Source organism: Mycobacterium sp. OAE908 (assembly GCF_017872775.1).
Lineage (GTDB): Bacteria > Actinomycetota > Actinomycetes > Mycobacteriales > Mycobacteriaceae > Mycobacterium.
Genome location: NZ_JAGGJL010000002.1, coordinates 764,344 through 786,475, shown reverse-complemented (window position 1 = coordinate 786,475; position 22,132 = coordinate 764,344). Strand labels below are relative to the sequence as shown.

18 protein-coding genes and 1 other RNA gene are annotated in these 22,132 nt (G+C 66.2%); 8 read left to right on the top strand and 11 right to left on the bottom strand.

What is annotated here, in order from left to right; genetic code table 11:
* Positions 1–225 precede the first annotated feature (225 nt).
* Entirely contained in the window at positions 226–654 is a 429-nt protein-coding gene (locus J3E61_RS28940) for a DoxX family membrane protein (protein ID WP_192723141.1), read from the top strand.
* A gap of 128 nt (positions 655–782) precedes the next feature.
* Positions 783–2,879, top strand: coding sequence for a hypothetical protein (locus J3E61_RS28935; protein ID WP_210086206.1), 2,097 nt, complete (start codon positions 783–785; stop codon positions 2,877–2,879).
* On the opposite strand, the gene J3E61_RS28930 is transcribed toward J3E61_RS28935, so the two are convergent.
* From J3E61_RS28930 to J3E61_RS28895, 8 genes are read right to left on the bottom strand one after another with little or no spacing between them, the layout of a single operon-like run.
* Positions 2,868–3,728, bottom strand: coding sequence for a TIGR03619 family F420-dependent LLM class oxidoreductase (locus tag J3E61_RS28930; protein ID WP_210086205.1), 861 nt, complete (start codon positions 3,726–3,728; stop codon positions 2,868–2,870). The genes J3E61_RS28935 and J3E61_RS28930 overlap by 12 nt on opposite strands.
* Positions 3,725–4,354, bottom strand: coding sequence for a PaaI family thioesterase (locus J3E61_RS28925; protein ID WP_192723880.1), 630 nt, complete (start codon positions 4,352–4,354; stop codon positions 3,725–3,727). The genes J3E61_RS28930 and J3E61_RS28925 overlap by 4 nt, the downstream gene beginning before the upstream one ends.
* A 2-nt stretch (positions 4,355–4,356) precedes the next feature.
* Complete coding sequence (locus J3E61_RS28920; RefSeq protein WP_210086204.1) at positions 4,357–7,326, bottom strand: bifunctional [glutamine synthetase] adenylyltransferase/[glutamine synthetase]-adenylyl-L-tyrosine phosphorylase; 2,970 nt, start codon at positions 7,324–7,326, stop codon at positions 4,357–4,359.
* A 34-nt stretch (positions 7,327–7,360) separates the two neighbouring features.
* Complete coding sequence (glnA, locus tag J3E61_RS28915) at positions 7,361–8,701, bottom strand: type I glutamate--ammonia ligase (RefSeq protein WP_192723145.1); 1,341 nt, start codon at positions 8,699–8,701, stop codon at positions 7,361–7,363.
* 57 nt (positions 8,702–8,758) lie between these two features.
* Positions 8,759–10,288, bottom strand: coding sequence for an alpha/beta hydrolase (locus tag J3E61_RS28910; RefSeq protein ID WP_210086203.1), 1,530 nt, complete (start codon positions 10,286–10,288; stop codon positions 8,759–8,761).
* Between the two features lie 56 nt (positions 10,289–10,344).
* Positions 10,345–10,794, bottom strand: coding sequence for a GNAT family N-acetyltransferase (locus tag J3E61_RS28905; protein WP_210086202.1), 450 nt, complete (start codon positions 10,792–10,794; stop codon positions 10,345–10,347).
* On the bottom strand, positions 10,788–12,296 hold the full coding sequence (locus J3E61_RS28900) for an alpha/beta hydrolase (protein WP_210086201.1): 1,509 nt from the start codon (positions 12,294–12,296) through the stop codon (positions 10,788–10,790). Before J3E61_RS28900 ends, J3E61_RS28905 begins: the two co-directional genes overlap by 7 nt.
* Before the next feature lie 56 nt (positions 12,297–12,352).
* Positions 12,353–13,744 (bottom strand): wax ester/triacylglycerol synthase family O-acyltransferase, encoded by a 1,392-nt coding sequence (locus J3E61_RS28895; protein ID WP_192723149.1) that lies wholly within the window; start codon positions 13,742–13,744, stop codon positions 12,353–12,355.
* Between the two features lie 157 nt (positions 13,745–13,901).
* On the opposite strand from J3E61_RS28895, the gene panB reads away from it, so the two are divergent.
* Positions 13,902–14,738, top strand: a complete 837-nt coding sequence (gene panB, locus J3E61_RS28890) for a 3-methyl-2-oxobutanoate hydroxymethyltransferase (RefSeq protein ID WP_192723150.1) — start codon at positions 13,902–13,904, stop codon at positions 14,736–14,738.
* A gap of 15 nt (positions 14,739–14,753) precedes the next feature.
* Here panB and J3E61_RS28885 read toward each other — a convergent pair whose 3' ends face one another.
* Together J3E61_RS28885 and J3E61_RS28880 are read right to left on the bottom strand one after the other, a co-directional pair.
* Positions 14,754–15,533: an enoyl-CoA hydratase/isomerase family protein gene (locus J3E61_RS28885; RefSeq protein ID WP_192723151.1), complete on the bottom strand. Its 780-nt coding sequence runs from the start codon at positions 15,531–15,533 to the stop codon at positions 14,754–14,756.
* On the bottom strand, positions 15,530–16,198 hold the full coding sequence (locus tag J3E61_RS28880; RefSeq protein ID WP_210086200.1) for a TetR/AcrR family transcriptional regulator: 669 nt from the start codon (positions 16,196–16,198) through the stop codon (positions 15,530–15,532). Before J3E61_RS28880 ends, J3E61_RS28885 begins: the two co-directional genes overlap by 4 nt.
* Positions 16,199–16,258: 60 nt before the next feature.
* Here J3E61_RS28880 and J3E61_RS28875 point away from each other — a divergent pair, with 60 nt between their 5' ends.
* From J3E61_RS28875 to J3E61_RS28855, 5 genes are all read left to right on the top strand, one after another.
* Positions 16,259–16,642, top strand: a complete 384-nt coding sequence (locus tag J3E61_RS28875; protein ID WP_210086199.1) for a hypothetical protein — start codon at positions 16,259–16,261, stop codon at positions 16,640–16,642.
* A 127-nt stretch (positions 16,643–16,769) separates the two neighbouring features.
* Complete coding sequence (locus J3E61_RS28870; protein WP_210086198.1) at positions 16,770–17,522, top strand: DUF1989 domain-containing protein; 753 nt, start codon at positions 16,770–16,772, stop codon at positions 17,520–17,522.
* On the top strand, positions 17,519–18,151 hold the full coding sequence (locus J3E61_RS28865; RefSeq protein ID WP_210086197.1) for a DUF1989 domain-containing protein: 633 nt from the start codon (positions 17,519–17,521) through the stop codon (positions 18,149–18,151). Before J3E61_RS28870 ends, J3E61_RS28865 begins: the two co-directional genes overlap by 4 nt.
* Positions 18,148–20,142 carry a 5-oxoprolinase/urea amidolyase family protein gene (locus tag J3E61_RS28860; RefSeq protein WP_210086196.1) on the top strand — a complete coding sequence of 665 codons (1,995 nt, stop codon included), beginning with the start codon at positions 18,148–18,150 and terminating at the stop codon, positions 20,140–20,142. The genes J3E61_RS28865 and J3E61_RS28860 overlap by 4 nt, the downstream gene beginning before the upstream one ends.
* A gap of 36 nt (positions 20,143–20,178) precedes the next feature.
* Positions 20,179–21,678 carry a CYTH and CHAD domain-containing protein gene (locus J3E61_RS28855; RefSeq protein WP_210086195.1) on the top strand — a complete coding sequence of 500 codons (1,500 nt, stop codon included), beginning with the start codon at positions 20,179–20,181 and terminating at the stop codon, positions 21,676–21,678.
* A gap of 10 nt (positions 21,679–21,688) precedes the next feature.
* Here the strand turns inward: J3E61_RS28855 and rnpB are convergent.
* Positions 21,689–22,114, bottom strand: an RNA gene (gene rnpB, locus J3E61_RS28850) — RNase P RNA component class A.
* Positions 22,115–22,132: the final 18 nt, after the last annotated feature.

Genomic DNA, 22,132 nt, shown 5'->3' with positions numbered 1-22,132 from the left:
GCACAACACCGCCCGACGGCGCGATGTATTTGCAACAGCGAAAACACAGCCTGCATGGTTTCGAGCAAGACTAGGGAAACGCCCGATTCCTCTCGGCCGCTTCGGCCCTAGCGTCATTGCCCGGGGGGAGCCGCGTCGTGCGGCCGGTGCTCCCATGCCCCACCGGCCGCACGACGTCCGGCGTGTGATTCACAACGCAACGACGTGACCCGTAGGGTCATTCGCATGACCACCAAAGTGGACGCACGCCTCAACTCATACACCCCCGCTGTCCTGAGCCTGTTCCGCATCGTGTTCGCATTGATGTTCACGCTGTTCGGCACATCGCATGTCTTCAATTGGCCGATCGCGTTCGGAATCCCAACCGGCGCTTGGCCGGTCTGGTACGCCGGCGTCATCGAACTGATCACCGGGCTGCTGATTCTGCTGGGACTGTTCACCCGCGTCGCGGCGTTCATCGCCTCGGGCCACATGGCAGTCACCTATTTCTGGCAACACCAGCCGAAGGGCTTGTGGCCGATCGTCGCGCCACAGATGGGCGGAAACGGCGGCCTGCCTGCGATCCTGTTCTGCTTTGCCTTCTTCCTGCTGGTGTTCACCGGCCCCGGCGCCTACGCGCTCGATTCGATGCGGGCTCGTCGCGTACGTCAATAAATAGCGAACGCAAGGAAATGCAGACAGCTAACCGACGGAAACGTTAATTACCTGATCAGATCGCATAGATTTCAAATCTAGGGAAACACCCTATTCCCCTACAGCAACCAATGGTCGATCATTGATCAATGACCTCTTGGTCCAGGGCCGACGCGGCTCCGATGCTGATGGTGTGTCAGGTGGGGCCATGTGATCGCGTCACCGGAGCGGTCACCTACCAGGCGACCGTCGGGAACGACGCCGCCTTCGCCCTGTCGTTCACCGAGCCGCGCGACGGCGAAGTCGCCGACCTCGGATACGGAATGTTCCGCTATACGCCACATGCGCGGGTGAACGCCGAATCCGACAGCTTCACGGTCATTGCCGACGACGGCCGCGGCGGCTCGTTCGACTCGCTGGTGACTTGGGTCAACGACAATCAGGTTCCGGTCGCGGTCGCACCGCCGCGGTTGTGGCCGCCCGATCCGACCACCGGCGCGGTCACCGTCTCTCCGAATATCGTTGACCCCGACGGTGATTGGCTGACCTACACGCTCGATGCCCCGTTCCCGCGACGCGGTTCGGTGACGATCGACTGGGACGGCACCTTCACCTACGTGCCTTACCCGTCGGAACGCGATGACACCGCGGCAGGCGAAGAAACGCTTGGCTTCCGCGCGGTCGATCCGCGCGGCGCGAGCGCGTACATCACCGTGACCGTGCCAATCTGCCCGCGCCGCTTTGTCATTCCGCAGGATCCCGATTCGGCGATGCAGAGCCCGGACCCGCGGACCGGCGTGATCACGGGCAGCTGTGGCGGCACTGCCGAGGGATACACCTACGCTGCCAGCGCGCCGGCCAAGGGCACAGTGATGATCGACGCGAAGACGGGCGTCTGGGCCTACCGGCCCGCCGCCACGGCACGGCATCGAGCGGTCGCCGACGACGCGTCGACAGCCGAACGGCACGACAAATTCACCATCACGCTGAAAAAGGGCAAACGGGACAAAGTCACTGTGCCCGTGTCGGTTCCGCTGGTGTCGATGAGGACAGTCCCGTCGTATGCGGTGACCGCCGAGATCCCTCTTGGCGTCGTCCCCGCGGGCATGGCGGTCAGCCCGCGCGGCGAGCAGGTGTACGTGACGAGCTTCGTCGGCGAAGCCGCGGTCACCGTGGTCCGCACTGTCGACAACACCCTCTCGCGGATCCCTCTCACGTTCCGGCCCGAGGGCATCGTCGTCGGCCCCGACGGTCGCCGTCTCTATGTAGCGGACCCGGCCGGCCGACGGGTTGCGGTGATCGACCCGACCGAACACACCACGACGTTCATCCCGGTCGGCGATCGCCCGTTCCACATGGCCGTCCTCGGCGCCGACCTCTACGTGGCCAACAATCAAGACGGCACGGTGAGCGTGATCGACACCATCGAGGGAGTCGTGGTCCGGACCATCGAGGTCGGCGGACACCCGTACACGGCGGCAGGCGCGCTCGGCCAGGCCTTCGTCACCGACTACAGCTTCTACGGCGGCGAGTCCACCCACAGCGTGTCGGTGATCGCCGCGCGCGGTGATCTGATCGGGATCGCCCCCGCGGGCTACTACCCGACAGGGGTCGCGGTCTCACCGGACGACAGGCGGATCTACGTCGCCAACAACGAGGGTTCGTACAACACCAGCCATCCCGGCACCACGACGGTCATCAACGCCACCACCGGCGCGGTCATGGACACGCTGCCCGTCGGCGGCTGCGCGGTCGCGGTCAGCGACAACGGAGACCACGTGTACGTGGCGAGCCAGGGTTACGACACCACGTTCACCAGCAAGCTGTCGATCGTCGACCTGCCCACCGGACGCATCACGAACGTCCCGATCCATGGCATGCCAAATGCGTTGGCGCTCAGCGGGGATCGCATCTACGTCACCGATACGTGGCACTCGTCGTTGGTACAGGTGACCGCGCGCGACGTTGCTGTGGTCGACTCCGGCGCCGCCAACCGCCCGCCGCACGTGACCATCACCGAGGCCGGCTATCACCTGATTCAGGTGACCGCGGTGGACCCCGACAATGACACCGTCACGTTCACCGCGTCACAACCCTTCTGCGGCACGGTCAACGACCTCGGCAACGGCCTGTTCCAGTACACGCCCAGCGCCATGGCGGTCGGTGGATTCATCGACCGCTTCGCCATCACCGTCGACGACGGCCACGGCGGAGTGGTCACCAAGACCGTCGCCCTAGGTGTCTAGCCCGAGGTCCTTGCGGAACTTCCGCATGCCGTCGATCTTCTCGGCGAGCGAGGCCGACGGACCGCTGTAGAACATCCACGGCATCGTGATGATCCCGGTGATACCGCTGGCCTCGGCACGTTCGTAGTGCTCTGGGGTGAATGCATCCGTCAGCGGCGTCAAGATCGTGAAATCATCCATCGACAGCCCGTTTTCGGCCCGCATCTCGCGGAGCCGATCGACCCGTTCGATCGCGCGATCGGTGGTGATCAGGTCGCCGATCCAGCCGTCGTTGCGCGCTGCGCGCTTCAGCGCGATGTCACTCAGGCCGCCGACGTAGATCGGGATGTGCGGGGGCGTCGGCTCCATCTCGAGTCGCGGCGCGGAGTAGAACTCGCCGTCGAATTCGGTCCAGCCGGGCTGCCACAACGCCTTCATCAACTCGAGCATCTCGTCGGTGCGCTTGCCGCGGCGGTCGAAGCGCTGACCCATCAACGTGAACTCTTCCTCGCACCAGCCGACGCCTATTCCGAGCTCCAGCCGGCCGCCCGCCAGAACAGCCGCCGTACCAATCGATTTCGCAGCGGAGTACGGATCCCGCATGGCTGGCAGGTACACGGTCGTGACGAAGTGCAGCCGCGTGGTGACGAGCGCGATCGCGCCGATCATCACCCAGGGATCGGGCCAGTCGGTGAACGCTTCCCAGCGGCGCTTGCCGTCCTTGGTGTAGGGGTACGGCGTGCTCAGCGTCTCGAGGTTGATCACATGGTCCGGGATGCCCAGCCCGTCGTAGCCGAGATCATCTGCGGCCTTGGCGATTTCGACGACCTCGCTGGTGTCCAGAAACGCTGTGCTGACATAGAACTTCATCCGGCGTCCCTGGCCCATGCCGGTCTGATGAACACTCCCTCTGCCTCCACTGTGGTGCCTTCGGCGTCGCTGAGGTAGCCGCGCGCAAAGGTTTTCACGCCTTCGGTTCGGTCGATGTAGGCCTCGGCGCGCAGCGGACCCAGCGGTGTGCCGCGCAGATAACGAAGGCTGATGGTGCCGGTGAACTTCGGCTGGGTCAGCCCCTCGCTGGCGGCCTCGCCGAGAATATGGTCGAGCACCAGCGCGCAGATGCCACCGTGCACCCATCCCGGCGGCCCCTCATACGCGCCGCTGAGGGTGAACTCGCTCCAGGCTCGTCCGTCGGCCTCGTGGTGAATGATCATCGGCGGGGCGATCGCATTACGCACTCCGACAGCGGGATTGGCCCACGCCAGGGGACGCCCGGTGTCTTCGTGACGCAGCGTCGTCGTCACCGTGCGCTTCTTCTGCTCGAGCATCGCGACGACCGCCTCAACCGCGGCCTGTGCCTCCCGAGCGGTCGCCTCGTCGACGTCGGTGTGGATGCCCGCATCGATGAGTCGGCGGATCGCGTCGGTCAGCGGCTCGTAGAGCACGCGCTGACGGTCGTACTCCTGCGCACTGATCACATCGAACCCGAAGTCCATGCTCATTCGCCGAACACCTTTCGCACCACCGCTTTCGCCCGCCGCGTCACCCGCAGATAGTTGTCGAGGAACTCGCTACCGTCGTCGCTGCCCCAGCCCGCGGCCAGCGCAACGGCGTTGAGCTGGCGGCCGGGACCGGGCAGCTGATCGGTCGGCTTGCCACGCACCAACACCAACGCGTTGCGCGCCCGCGTTGCGGTCAGCCACGCCTGGCGCAACAGCTCGACATCACCCTCGGCGATCAGCTCGGCGGCGCCGATCGCGTCGAGGGTGGCCAATGTCGAAGTGTTGTGCAGCGCAGGCACTTTGTGCGCATGGCGCAGCTGAATCAGTTGCACCGTCCACTCGATGTCGGCAAGGCCGCCGCGACCCAGCTTGGTGTGCGTGTTCGGGTCGGCGCCGCGCGGAAGCCGCTCGGCGTCGATGCGCGCCTTGATGCGTCTGATCTCCTGCACGGCTTGTGCCGATACGCCGCCAGGTGGATAGCGAACCTTGTCGATCGTCAACAGGAAGCGCTCCCCCAGATCGAGGTCGCCTGCGACGCGGTGCGCCCGCAGCAGCGCCTGCACCTCCCATGTCTGGGCGTACTTCTCGTAATACGCCTCATACGACGCGAGTGTGCGCACCAGCGGGCCGTTGCGGCCCTCCGGCCGCAGGTTGGCGTCGACCTCCAGCGGCGGGTCTGCGCTCGGCGTGCCGAGCAGTGTGCGGACCTGCTCGGCGATGGTCACCGCCCAGCGCACCGCGACAGATTCGTCGACACCCTCCACGGGGTCGCACACGAACATCACGTCCGCATCGGATCCGTAGCCGAGTTCGCCCCCACCGAGCCGGCCCATCCCGATCACCGCGATGCGCGCGGGCACCCCACCCTTGGGGGTGTTGGCCCGGATGATCGCCTCCAACGCCGCCTGCAGCACGGCCACCCACACCGAGGTCAGCGCGTTGCACACATCGGTCACCTCGAGCATGCCGAGCAGGTCGGCAGAGGCGATGCGGGCCAGCTCCCTGCGACGCAGGGTGCGCGCCGCCGCGATGGCCCGCACCGGGTCGGCATGTCGGCCGGCCGAGGCGATCAACGCCCGCGACACCGCGTCGGGGTCGACTTCGAGCAGCTTCGGACCCGTGGGTCCGTCGGCATACTGCTGGATCACCTCGGGTGCCCGCATCAACAGGTCGGGCACGTAGGCCGACGTGCCGAGCACCTGCATCAGCCGCTTGGCCACGGCGCCCTCGTCGCGCAGCGTCGACAGGTACCACCGGTGGTCGGCCAGCTCCTCGCTGATCCGGCGGTACGCGAGCAGGCCCGCATCGGGGTCCGGCGTATCGGACAGCCAGTCCAGCAGAGTGGGCAGCAGGACCTGCTGCACGCGGCCGCGCCTGCCGGAGTGGCCGGTGAGCGCGGCGAGGTGGGTCAGCGCGCTCTGCGGACCCTCATAGCCGAGCGCCGCGAGCTGACGTTCGGCGGCCTGTGGGCTCATGCCACCGGAAATTCCGGCAATGCCAACTGTGCCAACGGATTCCAGCAGTGGTTGATAGAACAGCTTGGCGTGCAGCCGCGACACCCGCATGTTCTGGCGCTTGAGTTCCTCGCGCAGCACCCCCTGCGCATCGTGCCGCCCGTCGGGACGCACATGCGCCGCGCGCGCCAGCCACCGCAGTGCCTCGTCGTCGTCCTCGTCGGGCAGCATGTGGGTGCGCTTCAGCCGCTGTAGCTGCAGCCGATGCTCGAGCAACCGCAGGAACTCGTAGGACGCGGTCAGATTCGCGGCGTCATCGCGGCCGATGTAGCCGCCCGAGCCGAGCGCGGCCAGCGCGTCGACCGTCGACGCGACATGCAGCGCCTCGTCGTTGCGGCCGTGCACCATCTGCAGCAGCTGCACCGCGAATTCCACGTCGCGCAGCCCGCCGGTGCCGAGTTTGATCTCGCGGGCCCGCACCCCCGCGGGGACCAGTTCCTCGACGCGCCGCCGCATGGCCTGCACTTCGGCAACGAAGTCCTCGCGCTCGCTGGCAGTCCACACCATCGGCATCAGCGCCTCGATGTATTGCCTGCCCAGTTCGGCATCGCCCGTCGAAGGCCGCGCCTTCAGCAGCGCCTGAAACTCCCATGTCTTGGCCCACCGCTGGTAGTAGGCGATATGGCTGTCCAGGGTGCGCACCAGCTGGCCGTGCTTGCCCTCCGGCCGCAGCGCCGCGTCGACCTCGAAGAAGGCGTCGCCTGCGAACCGCATCATCTCGCCTGCCACCCGCGTCTCGAGGGCATCTGCGGTCTGGCCGACGAAGATGACGTCGACGTCGCTGACGTAATTCAGCTCGCGCGCGCCGCACTTGCCCATCGCGATCACCGCGAGCCGCGGCGGCTCGCCGCCGCCTGTCACCGATTTATTGGCGACGATCAACGCGGCGCCGACGGCGGCGTCGGCGATGTCGGAGAGGTGCTCGCCGACCGTGGTGAACGGCAGCACTGGTTCGTTCTCGACCGTCGGCGCCAGGTCGAGTCCGGCCAGCACCAGCAGCCGGTCGCGGTGCAGCGCCCGCAGTGGCAGCAGCGCAGCCGTTGTGTCGCTTGCCTTTTCGGCCTCCGCGGCGAACATGGTCCGCAGCTCGTCGGCCGAGGGCAGGGTGACCGCGCCTGCCAGCAGCCGCCACGACTCGGGGTGGGCGACCAGATGGTCGCCGAGCGCCAGCGAGGACCCGAGCACCCCGAACAGCCGTCCGCGCAGCGCCTTGTCCTTGACGAGGGCCTGGTTGAGTTCGGCCCAGTCGGCTCCGACGGCGTCGGCCAGCCTGACCAGCGCGCGCAGGGCCTCATCGGCATCGGGTGCGCGCGACAGCGACCACAACAGCTCGACATGCGCGTCGCTGTTCCAGCCCAGTCGGTCCAGGTCCGCGGCCGCGGAGGACTCGACCAGCCCGAGCCGCCCTACGCTGGGCAGCTTGGGACGCTGCGTCGCAGGTTTGGCCACCACTCGAAACTAGCGCAGCCGTGATTCGACGCGTCAGCTAGAGGGACAGGTAGGTCTTCAGCTCGAACGGTGTGACGTGGCTGCGGTAGTTCTCCCACTCGGTGCGCTTGTTGCGTAGGAAGTAGTCGAACACGTGCTCCCCCAACGCTTCCGCGACGAGTTCGGAGTTCTCCATCTCGGTCAGCGCGACGCCGAGGCTGCCGGGCAGCTCCTTGTAGCCCATCGCCCGGCGCTCTTCGGTGGTCAGGCTCCAGACGTTGTCCTCGGCCTGCGGGCCGAGCACGTAGTTCTTCTCGATGCCACGAAGGCCCGCGGCCAGCAGCACCGCGAACGTCAGGTACGGGTTGCAGGCCGAATCGGGGCTGCGCACCTCGACCCGACGCGACGACGCCTTGCGCGGCGTGTACATCGGCACCCGCACCAACGCCGAGCGGTTGGCCGCGCCCCAGGATGCGGCCGTCGGCGCCTCACCGCCGTGCACAAGCCGCTTGTAGGAGTTCACCCACTGATTGGTGACGGCGCTGATCTCCTGGGCGTGCTCGAGGATCCCCGCGATGAACGACTTGGCGACGTCGGACAGCTGCAGCGGGTCGTCAGGACTGTGGAAGGCGTTGGTCTCGCCTTCGAACAGGCTCATGTGCGTGTGCATGGCAGAGCCGGGATGTTCGGCAAAAGGCTTGGGCATGAACGAGGCTCGCACCCCGTCGCCGATGGCTACCTCTTTGACCACGTACCGGAACGTCATCACGTTGTCGGCCATGGACAGTGCATCGGCGTAGCGCAGATCGATCTCCTGCTGGCCCGGTGCGCCCTCGTGATGGCTGAACTCCACCGAGATGCCCATCTGCTCGAGGGCGTCGATGGCGTGGCGGCGGAAGTTCGGCGCGGCGTCGTGCACGGCCTGATCGAAGTAGCCGCCGTTGTCGGCGGGCACCGGCGGCGAGCCGTCCTCCTCGCCGGGCTTGAGCAGAAAGAACTCGATCTCCGGGTGCACGTAGCAGGAGAAGCCGAGGTCGCTGGCCTTGGACAGCTGCCTGCGCAGGACGTGCCGCGAGTCGGCCCACGACGGCGAACCGTCGGGCATCGTGATGTCGCAGAACATCCGCGCCGAGTGGTGCTTGCCCGAACTACTGGTCCACGGCAACACCTGGAACGTCGACGGATCGGGGCGCGCCACCATGTCTGCTTCCGACACGCGCGCGAAGCCCTCGATGGCCGACCCGTCGAACCCGATGCCCTCCTCGAAGGCGCCTTCGAGTTCGGCAGGCGCGATCGCGACCGACTTCAGGTATCCGAGGACGTCGGTGAACCACAACCGGACGAAGCGGATGTCGCGTTCCTCCAGCGTGCGCAGCACGAATTCCTTCTGCCGATCCATGACCGCAGCGTAGGTTCGCGCTGTTAAATCTGTGTTACACGGGCGCTGCGTTTGGTGCTAGCAGCGCAGACCGTCCGGCGGGACCACCGAATCCACGAAGAAGTTCACCACCGACGTGTCGACACATTCGTCGCCGTTGAACACCACGGTGTGCTGGGTGCCGTCGAACGTGATCAGCGGGGCGCCCATCTGATGCGCCAAGTCGACCCCCGCCTGGTACGGCGTGGCCGGGTCATGGGTCGTTGAGACGACGACGACCTTGCCGGGACCCGGCGAGGTCGCCGGGTGCGGGGTCGACGTCGGAGGCACCGGCCACATCGCACACAGATCGCGCGGAGCGAACCCGGTGAAGGTGCCGTACTCCATGAACGGCGCGACCTCACGGATCTGCCGATCAGCGTCGGCCCACACCGCGGGGTCGGTCGGGTACGCCGAGTCGACGCAGCGGATCGCGGCGAACGCGTCCTGAAGGTTTTTGTAGTGACCCGATTCGTCGCGATGCTGATAGTCATCGGCCAGCAGCAGGAGGTCTCCGGCGTCGGTGCCGCGCTGCAGGCCGAGCAGTCCACTGGTCAGGTACTGCCAATAGCGTCGCGAGTAGAGCGCGTTGACCGTGCCGGTCATCGCGTCCTGATAGCTCAGGCCGCGCGGATCCGACGTCCAGCCAGGCTTGTTCACCAACGGGTTGACCAACTCGTGGAAGCGGTCGACGAACTTCGTCGGATCGGTGCCGAGCGGGCAGCCCGTCGACTGCGCGCAGTCGGTCGCGTAATCATTGAAAGCCGTTTGGAAACCGGCCATTTGGCGGATGCTGTTGGCGATCGGATCGAGACTGGGGTCGACGGCGCCATCGAGAACCATCGCCCGGACGCGGTCCGGGTACTGCTCGGCGTACGCGGCGCCCAGTTCGGTGCCGTAGGAGAAGCCGAGATAGTTGATCTGGTTCTCGCCGAGCGCCGACCGCACCACGTCCATGTCGCGCACCGACGACGCGGTGCCGGCGTTGGCGAGGAACTCGTTGCCCATCCGCTGGGCGCACTGGCCGGCGAGCTGGGTATAGAGGCCTTCGATGTGGGCGACACCGTCGGGGCTGTAGTCGGCCATCGGCTCACGACGCCACGCGTCGAACTCTTCGTCGGTGCGACAGCGCAGTTCCGGGGTGGAGTGGCCGACCCCGCGCGGATCGATGCCGATCAGATCGAACCGGCGGGTGATATCGGTGTTGGCCAGGGACGCGCCCATGCCTGCGACGGTGTCGACCGCCGATGCGCCGGGCCCACCGGGGTTGACGACGAGCACACCCATGCGGTCGCCCGACGCCGGAATGCGAATCACGGCCAACTGCGCTTGGGCGCCTTCAGGTTTGGCGTAATCCACCGGAACAGACACGGTCCCGCACTGTGCGGTCGGAATGGGTGTCGTGTCCCCGACGAACCGCTCGCAGCTTCCCCACAGCGGCGGCTGGCCGTACTGCTGCAGCGACTCGCCTTCCGGCGACGCCCATGCAGCAGGACACGCGATCGCCGACATCAAAGAGATCGCGAGCAGCACTGAATTCACCCTGCCCGCCCGCCACATGGCGAACATGTTCGCATGCGCAACGGCCGCAGGTCTGCGCCTGGGATACAACGGTGACCAGGCTGTTATCTCGCGTCTAGCTCGTAGGTCAGCCAAGTGGACTTTTCGGCGCCGATGCCGTCGTAAAGGCGTTGCGCGGTCGCGTTGTCCGGAGCCGTCTCCCACACCAACTTCTCGGCACCGCGCTCACGGCACATGTCCAGACAGCGCTCGATCAACGCGCGTCCCGTGCCCGTGCCCCGGGACGCCGGCACCACGAACAAGTCGTTGAGCACCCCGACCCGGGCGGCATACAGCGTCTGCCACGTCCAGTAGATCGTCGCGAAACCCAGTGGCGTTCCGTCGGTATCGCGCGCAATCAGCTGAAGCCCCTCGGACGGGTCGTCGATCAACGCCGCCACCAGCGCGCCCAACCGCTCGTCAGAGGGCTCGACGCGATAAAAGTCGCAGTATGCCCGCAGCATCGGCATCAACTCGGGGACGTCGGCGCGCCCGACGGTGGTGATGGTCAGCATCGGGCGTTCGCCGGCGGCACCGTCACGTCCAGAAGGTAACGCGTCGCGATGTCGTCGACGCACGAATTCCCTTGGAAGACAACGGTGTGCTGAGTTCCTTCGAACGTGAGCAACGTGCCACCGAGTTGCTGAGCCAGGTCGACGCCTGCCTTGTACGGTGTTGCCGGGTCGTTGGTTGTCGAGACCACGAGGATCGGCGGCAGGCCTTTCACATTGATCTCATGCTGATCGCCGGTCGCGGGCACCGGCCAGAACGCGCACGTGTCAAGGGGTGCAAGGCCGGTGAATTCGCCGTAGTTCATGAACGGCGCGACCTCGCGGACGCGACGGTCCTCGTCGACCACCTTGGCGCGGTCGGTGATGTGCGGCTTGTCCATGCAGTTGACCGCGACGCGAACGTCGGTGGAGTTGTTGTAATGCCCCTTGGCGTCGCGACCCATGTAGAGGTCGGCCATCGCGAGCATGGTGTCGCCCGTGCCGTCGCGCAGTTCCGACAGCGCCTGGGTCAGGTGCCGCCACAGGTTCGGTGAGTACAACGGCAGAATCGTTCCGACGATCGCATCGCTATAGCTCAGCCCGCGGGGATCCCTCGTCTCGGCCGGGTGCTTCACCAACGGTTCGACCAGGCTCTTGTAGACCTCCGTCGCCTTGGCGGGATCGGTGCCAAGCGGGCAGTCGGGGTGCTGTGCACAGTCGGCGGCGTAGTTGTCGAACGCCTTCTGGAACGCGGCGGCCTGCCGGATCTCCTCCTCGATCTGGTCGGCGTTGGGGTCGACGGCGCCGTCGAGGATCATCGCGCGGACCTTGTCGGGATAGTCCTCGGCGTAAAGCGCCCCGATCCGGGTGCCGTACGAGTAGCCGAGATAGGTCAGCTTGTCGTCGCCGAGGCCGACGCGGATGGCCTCGAGATCCTTTGCCACGTTGGCGGTTCCGAGGTTCTCCAGGAATTCCTTGCCCATCTTGTCAAGACAGCGCTGGACGAACTCCTTGTTCTCCTTCTCGATGTGGTCGACGCCCTCCTGGGTGTACTCGACTGTCGGGTCCGCGCGCAGCCGGTCATTGTCGTCATCGGAGTTGCACCACGCCGCGGGCATGGAGTTGGCGACGCCGCGGGGGTCGAAGCCGACGAGATCGAATCGCTCCCGCAGCGGCTGCGGCAACGTCGAGGCCATCGAAGCGGCCGCTTCGACGCCCGACTCCCCCGGGCCGCCCGGGTTGACGACGAGCGAGCCGATCTTGTCGCCGGTGGCCTTGATCCGAAGCATCGCGATCTGAGCGACGTCGCCGTCGGGCTTGGAGTAGTCGACGGGCACCGACAGCAATCCGCACTCGGCGCCCGCGGGGATGCGAGCTTCTTCGGTGGCCGCCGACTTGCACGGCGACCACTGGATCGGTGTGCCCGGCCGGGGCGCCGAGATGACGGCGCGTCCCTGGACCACGTTGCTGCACCCGGCCAGAAGCAGGGCAGCGATGGTCGCGAGGACCCCGATCTTGAGGTTCATGGCTTCACATGCTGCCATGACCGGGCATCCGCCCTGGCGAGGCGGGGTTTGAAGCGTTACCTCGTGGCGTCGAGCAACTCGTTCAGCGCGGCTTCGAAGTCGTCGGCCATGTCCCACAGATCGGGCAGCAACTCAGGACAGGACACGATGCCGACGTCAAGCTTGCCGGTCAAAGACATCACGGTGATGTTCAGCCCTGAGCCGTGGAAGATCGGGCCCAGCGGGTACATGGCCTTGACCTCGCTGCCGAGGAAGTACAGCGGCACCTGCGGGCCGGGCACGTTGGAGATGACCAGGTTGTGCACCGGGCGCGCCTCTGTCAGCCGACTGCTTGCGTAGACACGCATGGCCACACCGAACACCGCGGGCGCGGCGAACTGGGTCCAGTCCTGAAGCAGGGTCGCCCCGATGGCCGAACTGTGTTGTTTGGCAACCGAATTCGCCTCTGCGATGGATTTCAGCCGCTGGCCGGGGTCGTCGATGTGGGTTTCCAGTTTGGCGAACATGCCCGACACCTGATTGCGGCCGGGCCGGTCGGACTTCTCGTGCACCGACACCGGGACCATCGCGACAAGCGAGTTGTCGGGCAGTTCGCCGCGGTCCTGCAGGAACTTCCGCAGCACCCCGGAAACCAGCGCCATCACGACGTCGTTGACCTTCACGCCGAAGTGGTTTTTGACGGTCTTGATGTCCTCGAGGTCCAGTTGGGCGAACGCGATGTTGCGGTGGCCGGTGACGTTGGCGTTGAACGCGGTCTTGGGCGCGGCGAACGGTGCGGCCATCGCCAGCCCGCTGCGGGCGCGTTTGAGGGTGTCCACCACCGTCGAAAGCGTGGTCGGCACCACGTTGACCAGCCGTAACGGCCGGGTGACGAACTTGACTGCGCCGCTGACCGCGATCTCAAGACCGCTGGCATCGCCAACGCCGTCGACTGGGTCCGGCGGGGGCGCGTCTGGTTCGGTGCTGCACAGCTGCGACATCAGGTTGGCGCCGGTGACGCCGTCGATGCCGGCGTGGTGCATCTTGGTCATGATCGCCAGCCGGCCCCCGGCGTGGGCGTCGGTGCCCGCGATGTTCTCGATCACCCACGTCTCCCACAGCGGCCTGCTGCGGTCCAGCGGAAGCGAAGCGATGTGGCCGCAGATCTCGGCCAGCTCACGTCGACCGCCCGGCGCAGGCAGGCCGATGCGATGCAGATGCCGGTCGACGTCAAAGTCCTTGTCGTCCACCCACACTGGATGGTCGGGGTTGAATCGGCTGTCGGCGAGCTTCTCGCGGAACTGCGGCATCGCCTTGATGCGCAGGTTCAGCGCGTCGCGCAGTCGGTCGAAGGTGTAGCCACCCGGCATGGTCGAGGTGTCGAGTTCGAGAATCGAGCACACATGCAATGGCTGCTTGGCGGTTTCGAGGTAAAGGAAGCTGGCGTCGAGTCCGCTGAGCCGTTGCATGCCGGGAAGCTTATGCGTGGTCGCGCCGACTGTGAGGAAATCCACTTGACGGACTTTTAACTTTCCGACGCGACAGTGGCAGACTTGTGAACGTCAGACGAACCCGGGGACCCAGAGGGCCACGAGGATCGACCCGACGAAACTACGAGGGACAATGATGTCTGAGCAGACTGTTTACGGTGCTGCAGATTCCAAACCGCGCGCCAAAGTACGTACCCATCACCTTTTGAAGTGGAAGTCAGAAGGCCACAAGTGGGCCATGCTGACCGCCTACGACTACTCCACGGCCCGCGTCTTCGACGAAGCCGAGATTCCGGTGCTGCTTGTCGGCGACTCCGCCGCCAACGTGGTCTACGGCTATGACACCACGGTGCCGGTGACCATCGACGAGCTCATTCCGTTGGTCCGCGGCGTCGTGCGGGGCGCTCCGCACGCACTGGTGGTCGCGGATCTGCCGTTCGGCAGTTATGAGGCCGGCCCGCAGCAGGCGCTGGCCACCGCAACCCGGTTCCTCAAGGAAACCGGCGCGCATGCGGTCAAGCTGGAAGGCGGCGAGCGGGTCGCCGATCAGATCGCGACGCTGACGCAGGCCGGCATTCCGGTGGTGGCCCACATCGGATTCACCCCGCAGAGCGTGAACGGGCTCGGCGGCTTCCGGGTACAGGGCCGCGGTGACGGCGCCGAGCAGACCATTCACGACGCCATCGCCGTTCAGGAAGCCGGCGCCATCGCCGTCGTGCTGGAGATGGTGCCCGCCGAGCTGGCCACCCAGATCACCGGCAAGCTGACCATTCCCACCGTGGGGATCGGCGCGGGACCGAACTGCGATGCGCAGGTGCTGGTCTGGCAGGACATGGCAGGAATGACAAGCGGCAAGACGGCCAAGTTCGTCAAGCGCTTCGGTGACATCGGCGGCGAATTACGCAGTGCCGCAGTGCAATACGCTAACGAGGTGGCCAGCGGCGCGTTCCCGGCCGAGGAGCACTCCTTCTAGGTCTTCGGCCTACCGCTACTGGAACTCGGGTTTGCGCTTCGCCAGGAACGCGTCGATGCCCTCGCGGCCGTCGGCGGAGTCCGCCAGCTTCGCGATCACCCGGCCCTCGAGTTCCATCTGCTCTTCGAGGCCGGCGGAGAACGTGGACAGCAGAAGGTTCTTCACACCGCCGTTGGATTCACTTGCGGTGGCGGCCATTTGGCTGGCGAGCTGATCGGTGCGGGCGGCCAATTCCGCGTCGGGCACCACCTCGGTGACCAAACCCCACTGCGACGCCTCCTGCGAGCCAAGCGTGCGGTTTGTCAGCATCAACTCCTTGGTCTTGGTGATGCCGATCAGCCGCGGCAGGTAGTACGAAGAACTGCCATCCGGGCTCAGCCCCGCGCGCGTGTAGGCCATCGTGAACGAGGAAGACTCCGCTGCCAGCACCAGATCGCCGGTGACCGCCAGCGAGAACCCTGCGCCGGCCGCGACACCGTTGACCGAGGTGATCACCACTGCGTTCATCCGCGCGAACGTCGAGATGGCGCGGTGCAGTTCGTCGGCGACGACCTTGATGAACGGACCGCGGGTCTGCGCGGCCGCGAACGACTTGAGATCCCCTCCGGCGCAGAAGAACCGGCCCGATCCGGTGATGACGACCACCTTGGTGGATGGTGTGTCGCAACGCTTGGCAGCATCGGCCAGTTCGCGAGTCATGGTGTCGTTCATGCCGTTTGCGGCATCTGGACGGTTCAGCGTGATCCGTGTGATGGGCCCGGACTGCTCGAACTTGATGGTCTCGTATTCGGTCACACCTGGACTGTATCGGCAAACCCCAGCCGGGCGGCCGTCGCCTTGTGAAGTTTGGCGAAGTCGCCGGCGAACCCCAATGTGCGCAGTGCACCGTCGGCAATCACCCATGCCTGCTCGTCGGGGCAATCGATGTCGTCGGAGCGCCTGTTGATCACCGATTCGACCAGCCGAAACGGCAGATCGTCGGCATCGGCTGGCCCGTCGTACTCCGCGATGACCTCGGCCGAGATGCTGCGATACCGGCCGCGCAGTTCGGCACGCCGCAGTCGGAACTGTTCGAAGCGATCCAGGCGCAACTCGGGAAGCAGATACAACGCGCCCAGATTCCAGCGACTGGCGCACAGTTGGGTCACATCAGCGACGACCAACGCGTGCAGTCGTGGCGCGGCCGGGCCCTTCTCGCCGAGGAGTTCGGCGGCCAGCCGCAACGGCTCGTCGACCGTGCCGGTCAGCAGGGCGTCGAGGATGTCGTCCTTGGTGGCGAAGTGGTGATACAGCGAGGCCTGTCGAACGCCGACGGCATCGGCGATCCTCCGCGTCGATGTGCTCGCGTAACCGAGGTCGGTAAAGAGTTCGGCTGCCGCGTCGAGGATCTCCTCACGCGCGGTCTTACCCGGTCGCCGCGACTGCTCCAGCCTCGGGCGTCCACGGCCGTCGCTGCGCATGGCCCCATTCTCGCACTGAGATTGGGATACTCAGGAGATCGGCGAAGGGGGAGGACTGGCGTGAACGAGCACTCGCCGGAGCGGCAAAAGGCGTATGACCGAGAGTTAGCCCATTCACGTCATGTGATCAACACAGCCAAACTGGTGGTGACCTTCGCGGCGGCAACCGCAGCGACCTTTGTTGCTACTGCACTGCAAACGGGAAACCCGAACTGCTCGGACAGGTGGGCGGCCTGGCTGCTGATTCCCACCCTCGTCATAACCGTTGGTCTTGTCGTGTTCCCGCCGTTTCACCACGAAGGCGAGCTGACACCGGAGAAGTTTCAACACGTGAAGCGGTGGACGTGGGCGGCGTACGCACTGATGGTGGCGCAAATCGCTTTTGCGGCAGCATCGAGCGTCGTCGCTGTGATCGGGTTGCTACACGAGACGCCGCGAGCCTGACTCGAGTGGCCCTAATACCTGTCATTTGATAGAAATACAGTCAACGCACTCGTAACAGCCGCGATACGCGGGTGGAATCGCTGCGCTGAAAACTTTCAAGTGACAGTTATTCGGACAGGAGCCGACCTTGGGTACCGAATCGACGACAGGGGCGCGCGACCACGCCCGGTCTCAGGTACAAACCGCCGCCATGCGGATTCCCGCCACGCCGCCCGACCTCGAACCGTCGCGGCTGCTGTGGGCCGAGGCTGTACCTCCCGGCTCATATGCGACCAAAGTCCTTGGCCGCGGCACCCGCCTCCGCTTGATCGACCCCGACGGCGGCGCGTGCGCACATCTGCTGCTCTTTCGCTCAGACGCGCCATGGGAGCGACTCAACCTGGCCGACACCGTGAAGGTGCCGTGGCAGGCATACCTCGGCGTCGGGCATCCGCTGCTGTCTGATCAGGGCAGGGTGTTGGCGACCGTGGTCGCAGACAGCTCGGGCCATCACGACACGTTGTGCGGCATGACCGATGCCGGGCGGGCGAAGATGCTGCTGGCCGCCGTCAAGCACGGCCTCGATCTGCGCGACGTTGCGCCATCGGTGTCGCTGTTCAAGGGCGTGCGCGTCGGCGACGACGGGTCGCTGGGCTTCACTGGGTCGGCTGGACCGGGGGCGGCAGTCGATCTGCTCATTCACCTGCCTGTGGTGGTCGCTCTCGTCAACACGGCTCATCCCCTCGACCCCGATCCCGCGCTGACCGGTCTCGACGTGCTGGCCTGGCGCGCGGGTGAACAGCTGACCACCCCGGTCAACGACGAACCCGAATACCTGCGTGCCCTGTTCAACACCGAAAGCACTTGGGCCGCAGCGCAAACCAGTGAGGCAAGCAAATGACAACGACAGAACTGACCGTCATCGCCGACGAGGTGGTGGATGCGTGTGCGCCATGGTCGGCGATCGTGCGGGCAGGCCAGACTCTGCAGATCATCGATCTGCACGGGAATCAGGCGGTCGACACCCTGCTCTGGGGCGTCGCCGGCGATGAGGTGGATTACCGGTTGCGCTACAGCGCACAAGCCACCATTGCCGCGCAGCGCAACATCTTCCTGAGCACCGGTTCGGTGCTGCGGGCCGCCGACGGCACACCGCTGATGACGATCGTCGCCGACGATGTCGGCAACCACGACACCATCGCCGGCGCATGCTCCAAGGAATCCAACACGCTGCGCTACGGCCATCACACCGTGCACCAACACGCTTGCGCCGAGAACTTTTTGGCCGAGGGCGCCCGATGGGGGCTTGGCAAGCGCGACATCGTGCCGAACATCAACTTCTTCATGAACGTGCCCGTCGAGGCCGACGGCACGCTCGGCATCGTCGACGGGCTTTCCGCCCCGGGCAAGTCGCTTTCGGTGCGCGCCGACCGCGACACACTCGTGCTGGTGTCGAACTGCCCGCAGATCAACAACCCCTGCAACGGCTTCAACCCCACACCCGTGCGGATGGTGATCTCGGCCCGATGAGTGCCATCGAGGTGGTGCGGCCCGGGATGCTGACCACCGTGCAGGACTGGCCCGGCCGCATCGGCTACTGGCATGTCGGCGTGCCACCGTCAGGACCGATGGACGATCTGTCGTTCCGGATCGGGAACCGCGTGCTCGGCAACCCGGAGGGCGCCGCAGGGCTGGAATGCACGAGAGGTGGTCCCGCCCTTCGCTTTCCGGATGGTGGACGAGTGTGCGTCACCGGCGCGCCGGTTGTCGTGACCCTGGACGGAACGCCAGTGCCGCAGTGGCAGTCGATCGCGGTCCCCGCCGGCTCAGTGCTGGATGTCGCGACGCTGACCGGTCCCGGAATGCGCTGCTACGTGTTGGTGGCAGGCAGCCTACAGGAACTCGAATACCTCGGCAGCACAGCCACATTCACACTCGGCACATTCGGCGGACACGACGGCAGACCGCTGCGCGAAGGCGACGTGCTCACGGCAGCCCCGGATTCCGGACCGCTCGACGGCCGTCCCGCCCGCGCTGCGATCGACGAGCAGCCCAGCATCGGGCACCGCTGGGAGATCGCCGTCACCGAAGGCCCGCACGCAGCGCCCGAGTTCTTCACCCGCGCCGACATCGAGACGATCATCGGCACCGACTACACCGTGCACTTCAACTCCGATCGCACCGGGGTTCGTCTTGTTGGCCCGAAACCGCAGTGGGCGCGCAGCGACGGCGGCGAAGCCGGACTGCATCCGTCGAACATTCACGACAATGCTTACTGCGTAGGCGCTTTGGACTTCACCGGCGACACCCCGATCCTGCTCGGGCCGGACGGGCCGAGCCTCGGCGGTTTCGTCTGCCCGGTCACCGTGGTCGCCGCCGAGCGCTGGAAGCTCGGCCAGATGGCGCCGGGCGACACCGTGCGGTTTGTACCGGTGCGCGCCGACAGGGCGCCGTCGCTACGCACCATCGACGCGGATCGACGCGCGTCATTCCCACTGGTGATCTCGACGTCGAGCGACAACGACGACGGTGTGCTCAGCCGGTTCATCGCCTCCGACGGCACCGACGTGACCCTGCGCCGCGCCGGCGACGGCGGAGTGCTTGTCGAGTACGGGCCGATGACGCTTGACCTGGTGATGCGGGCCAGGGTGCACGTGTTGTACGAACACCTGCTCGCCCAAGACATTCCGGGCATCATCGAGCTCACGCCTGGGGTCCGCTCGCTGCAGGTGCAGTTCGATCCATCCGCGATGTCGATCGCCGAAATGACCGACCTACTGGCCGGGCTCGACGGCAAGCTGCCCCCGTCACATCAGCTGGTCGTGCCGAGTCGCACTGTCCGGTTGCCGTTGTCGTGGGACGACCCTGCGACGCACGAAGCCATTCAGCGCTACATGCACGGCGTGCGGGCCGATGCGCCGTGGTGCCCGTGGAATATCGAATTCATCCGGCGCATCAACGGTCTCGACGATGTGGCGCAGGTGCACGACATCGTGTTCAACGCGGAGTATCTGGTGCTCGGGCTGGGCGACGTCTACCTGGGCGCTCCGGTCGCCACTCCCCTGGATCCGCGTCACCGGCTTGTCACCACGAAGTACAACCCGGCGCGCACCTGGACGCCGGAGAACGCCGTCGGCATCGGCGGCGCATACCTGTGCATCTACGGCATGGAGGGCCCCGGCGGCTATCAGTTCGTCGGCCGTACCACTCAGGTCTGGAATCACTGCCATCCGGGCAGCGCTCAGTCGTTCGAACCCGGAACACCTTGGCTGCTACGGTATTTCGATCGAATCAGCTTCTACCCGGTGAGCGCCGACGAGCTGCTACACCTGCGTGCCGAGATGGCCGCTGGCCGCGGCGACGTCGCGATCGACGACGGCAAGTTCTCGCTCGGTGACTATCAGGATTTCCTCACCGACAACGACGCCAGCATCGCCGCGTTCCGTCAACAGCAGGCCGTCGCATTCTCAGCCGAGCGCAGGGCGTGGGACGAGGCCGGGGAATTCCGCCGAGCGTCCTGAAGCCGTTCGCTTTCGTATGGCACGCTGTGTTGCACTATGGCGAAATCCAGCGACCAGGCGAATTCCAGGTATCTGGAGGTCGAGCGCAAGTTCGAGGTGTTCGAGTCGACGGTCAGCCCTTCGTTCGAGGGGCTGTCCTCGGTCGCCCGTGTAGCCCGCAAGCCGGTGCAGCACCTCGAGGCGGTCTACTTCGACACGCCGGCCCATGACCTCGCCGCCCGCCGAGTCACGTTGCGGCGCCGCACCGGGGGCACTGACGCGGGTTGGCACCTCAAGCTGCCTGCCGGACCCGATGCCCGCACAGAGGTGCGTGCGCCGCTCGGCGACGAGGGCAGCGACACAGTTCCAAATGAATTGCTCGACGTCGTGCTGGCCATCGTGCGGGACCGGCCCGTCGCTCCCGTCGCGCGCATCTCGACCACCCGCACCGTCGACATGCTTTACGGACCAGACGGCGCAGCGGTCGCGGAGTTCTGCGACGACCATGTCGTGGCCCGCGCCGAAGACGACGATGAGGACGCCGAGCAGCAATGGCGCGAGTGGGAGTTGGAGCTCGCCGACGGCGGCGATCACGACCTGCTGGACCGGCTGACGCACCGGCTACTCGACGCGGGGGCGGCACCGGCCGCACACGGCTCGAAGCTCGCGCGCGTTCTCGACCGCGAGGAGACCGCCGGAGCGGATGCGGTCGCGCCGTCCGCCGACCCGGTGCACCGCGCGGTCGCCGAGCAAGTCGAGCAGCTGGTGGAATGGGATCGGGCGGTGCGCGCCGACGTCTACGACTCGGTGCACCAGATGCGCGTCACTACACGCAAGATCCGCAGCCTGTTGCAGGCGTCGGAGGGAGCCTTCGGCATCAGCGACGACGCGTGGGTGCTCGACGAGTTGCGGCAATTGGCAGCGGTTTTGGGTGTGGCACGCGACGCCGAGGTGCTCGCCGAGCGCTACGAGAAGGCGCTCGACGACCTGCCCGCCGAGTTGGTGCGCGGGCCGGTGCGCGAGCGCCTGGTCGAAGGCGCGAAGAAGCACTACAAGTCCGGCTGGCGACGGTCGCTGATCGCGATGCGGTCGCAACGCTATTTCCGGCTGCTGGATGCGTTGGAGGGCCTGGTGGCCGCCCAGCCGCCGCCGACGCCCCCCGGCGAGGAGCCAGCCGAGTTGACGATCGACTCGGCATACCGCCGGGTGCGCAAGGCCGCCAAGCGTGCCGCGCATGCGGTCGAGGAGGACCGCGACGAGGCCCTGCATCGAATCCGCAAGGGCGCCAAGCGGCTTCGCTACACCGCGGCAGCCACCGGCGCGGACAAAGTGTCCGGGCGCGCGAAGACGATTCAGACGCTGCTCGGTGACCATCAGGACAGTGTGGTCAGTCGCACCCATCTGAGCCACCAGGCCGAGGCCGCGCACGCCGCGGGCGAGGACACCTTCACCTATGGGTTGCTCTATCAACTCGAAGACGACCTGGCACGCCGATCGCGCGCCCAACTCGACGCGGCGCTGAAGAAGCTGGACCGCTCGGTGCGCAAAAAGCGCTAAGCCGAGCGGGCGGATGAGTTGGCCTGTAAGCCGGATTCTGTCCCTCGCCGCCGCGTGTTACCACGGCGGCGAAGCGGCGACCATCCATCTGGACACACCGTTGCCGGGTGCCTCAAGCGGCCTACCCGCAGACTCGGGCGAGCAGCCCTCGGGCGTCTGCGCTGTCGCCCCCCTCTGCGACATTCTTGGCCTTGCTTCGGGTGGGGTTTGCCTAGCCACTCCGGTCACCCGGAATGCTGGTGCGCTCTTACCGCACCGTTTCACCCTTACCACCGTCGCCGGTGGCGGTTTGTTTTCTGTGGCACTTTCCCGCGAGTCACCTCGGATTGCCGTTAGCAATCACCCTGCTCTGTGAAGTCCGGACTTTCCTCGAACCATCCGCCGCACCTGTCCCCCCATGGTTTGGCGCATAGTCCGCGGCCGCCCAGCCAACTCATCCGCACCATAATGATCG

Bases quoted from the DNA above. Each gene is read 5' to 3' on its own strand.
- J3E61_RS28940 (WP_192723141.1), top strand. From the start codon at position 226: ATGACCACCAAAGTGGACGCACGCCTCAACTCATACACCCCCGCTGTC.
- J3E61_RS28935 (WP_210086206.1), top strand. From the start codon at position 783: ATGACCTCTTGGTCCAGGGCCGACGCGGCTCCGATGCTGATGGTGTGT.
- J3E61_RS28930 (WP_210086205.1), bottom strand. From the start codon at position 3,728: ATGAAGTTCTATGTCAGCACAGCGTTTCTGGACACCAGCGAGGTCGTC.
- J3E61_RS28925 (WP_192723880.1), bottom strand. From the start codon at position 4,354: ATGGACTTCGGGTTCGATGTGATCAGTGCGCAGGAGTACGACCGTCAG.
- glnA (WP_192723145.1), bottom strand. From the start codon at position 8,701: ATGGATCGGCAGAAGGAATTCGTGCTGCGCACGCTGGAGGAACGCGAC.
- J3E61_RS28910 (WP_210086203.1), bottom strand. From the start codon at position 10,288: ATGTTCGCCATGTGGCGGGCGGGCAGGGTGAATTCAGTGCTGCTCGCG.
- J3E61_RS28905 (WP_210086202.1), bottom strand. From the start codon at position 10,794: ATGCTGACCATCACCACCGTCGGGCGCGCCGACGTCCCCGAGTTGATG.
- J3E61_RS28900 (WP_210086201.1), bottom strand. From the start codon at position 12,296: ATGAACCTCAAGATCGGGGTCCTCGCGACCATCGCTGCCCTGCTTCTG.
- J3E61_RS28895 (WP_192723149.1), bottom strand. From the start codon at position 13,744: ATGCAACGGCTCAGCGGACTCGACGCCAGCTTCCTTTACCTCGAAACC.
- panB (WP_192723150.1), top strand. From the start codon at position 13,902: ATGTCTGAGCAGACTGTTTACGGTGCTGCAGATTCCAAACCGCGCGCC.
- J3E61_RS28880 (WP_210086200.1), bottom strand. From the start codon at position 16,198: ATGCGCAGCGACGGCCGTGGACGCCCGAGGCTGGAGCAGTCGCGGCGA.
- J3E61_RS28865 (WP_210086197.1), top strand. From the start codon at position 17,519: ATGACAACGACAGAACTGACCGTCATCGCCGACGAGGTGGTGGATGCG.
- J3E61_RS28860 (WP_210086196.1), top strand. From the start codon at position 18,148: ATGAGTGCCATCGAGGTGGTGCGGCCCGGGATGCTGACCACCGTGCAG.
- J3E61_RS28855 (WP_210086195.1), top strand. From the start codon at position 20,179: ATGGCGAAATCCAGCGACCAGGCGAATTCCAGGTATCTGGAGGTCGAG.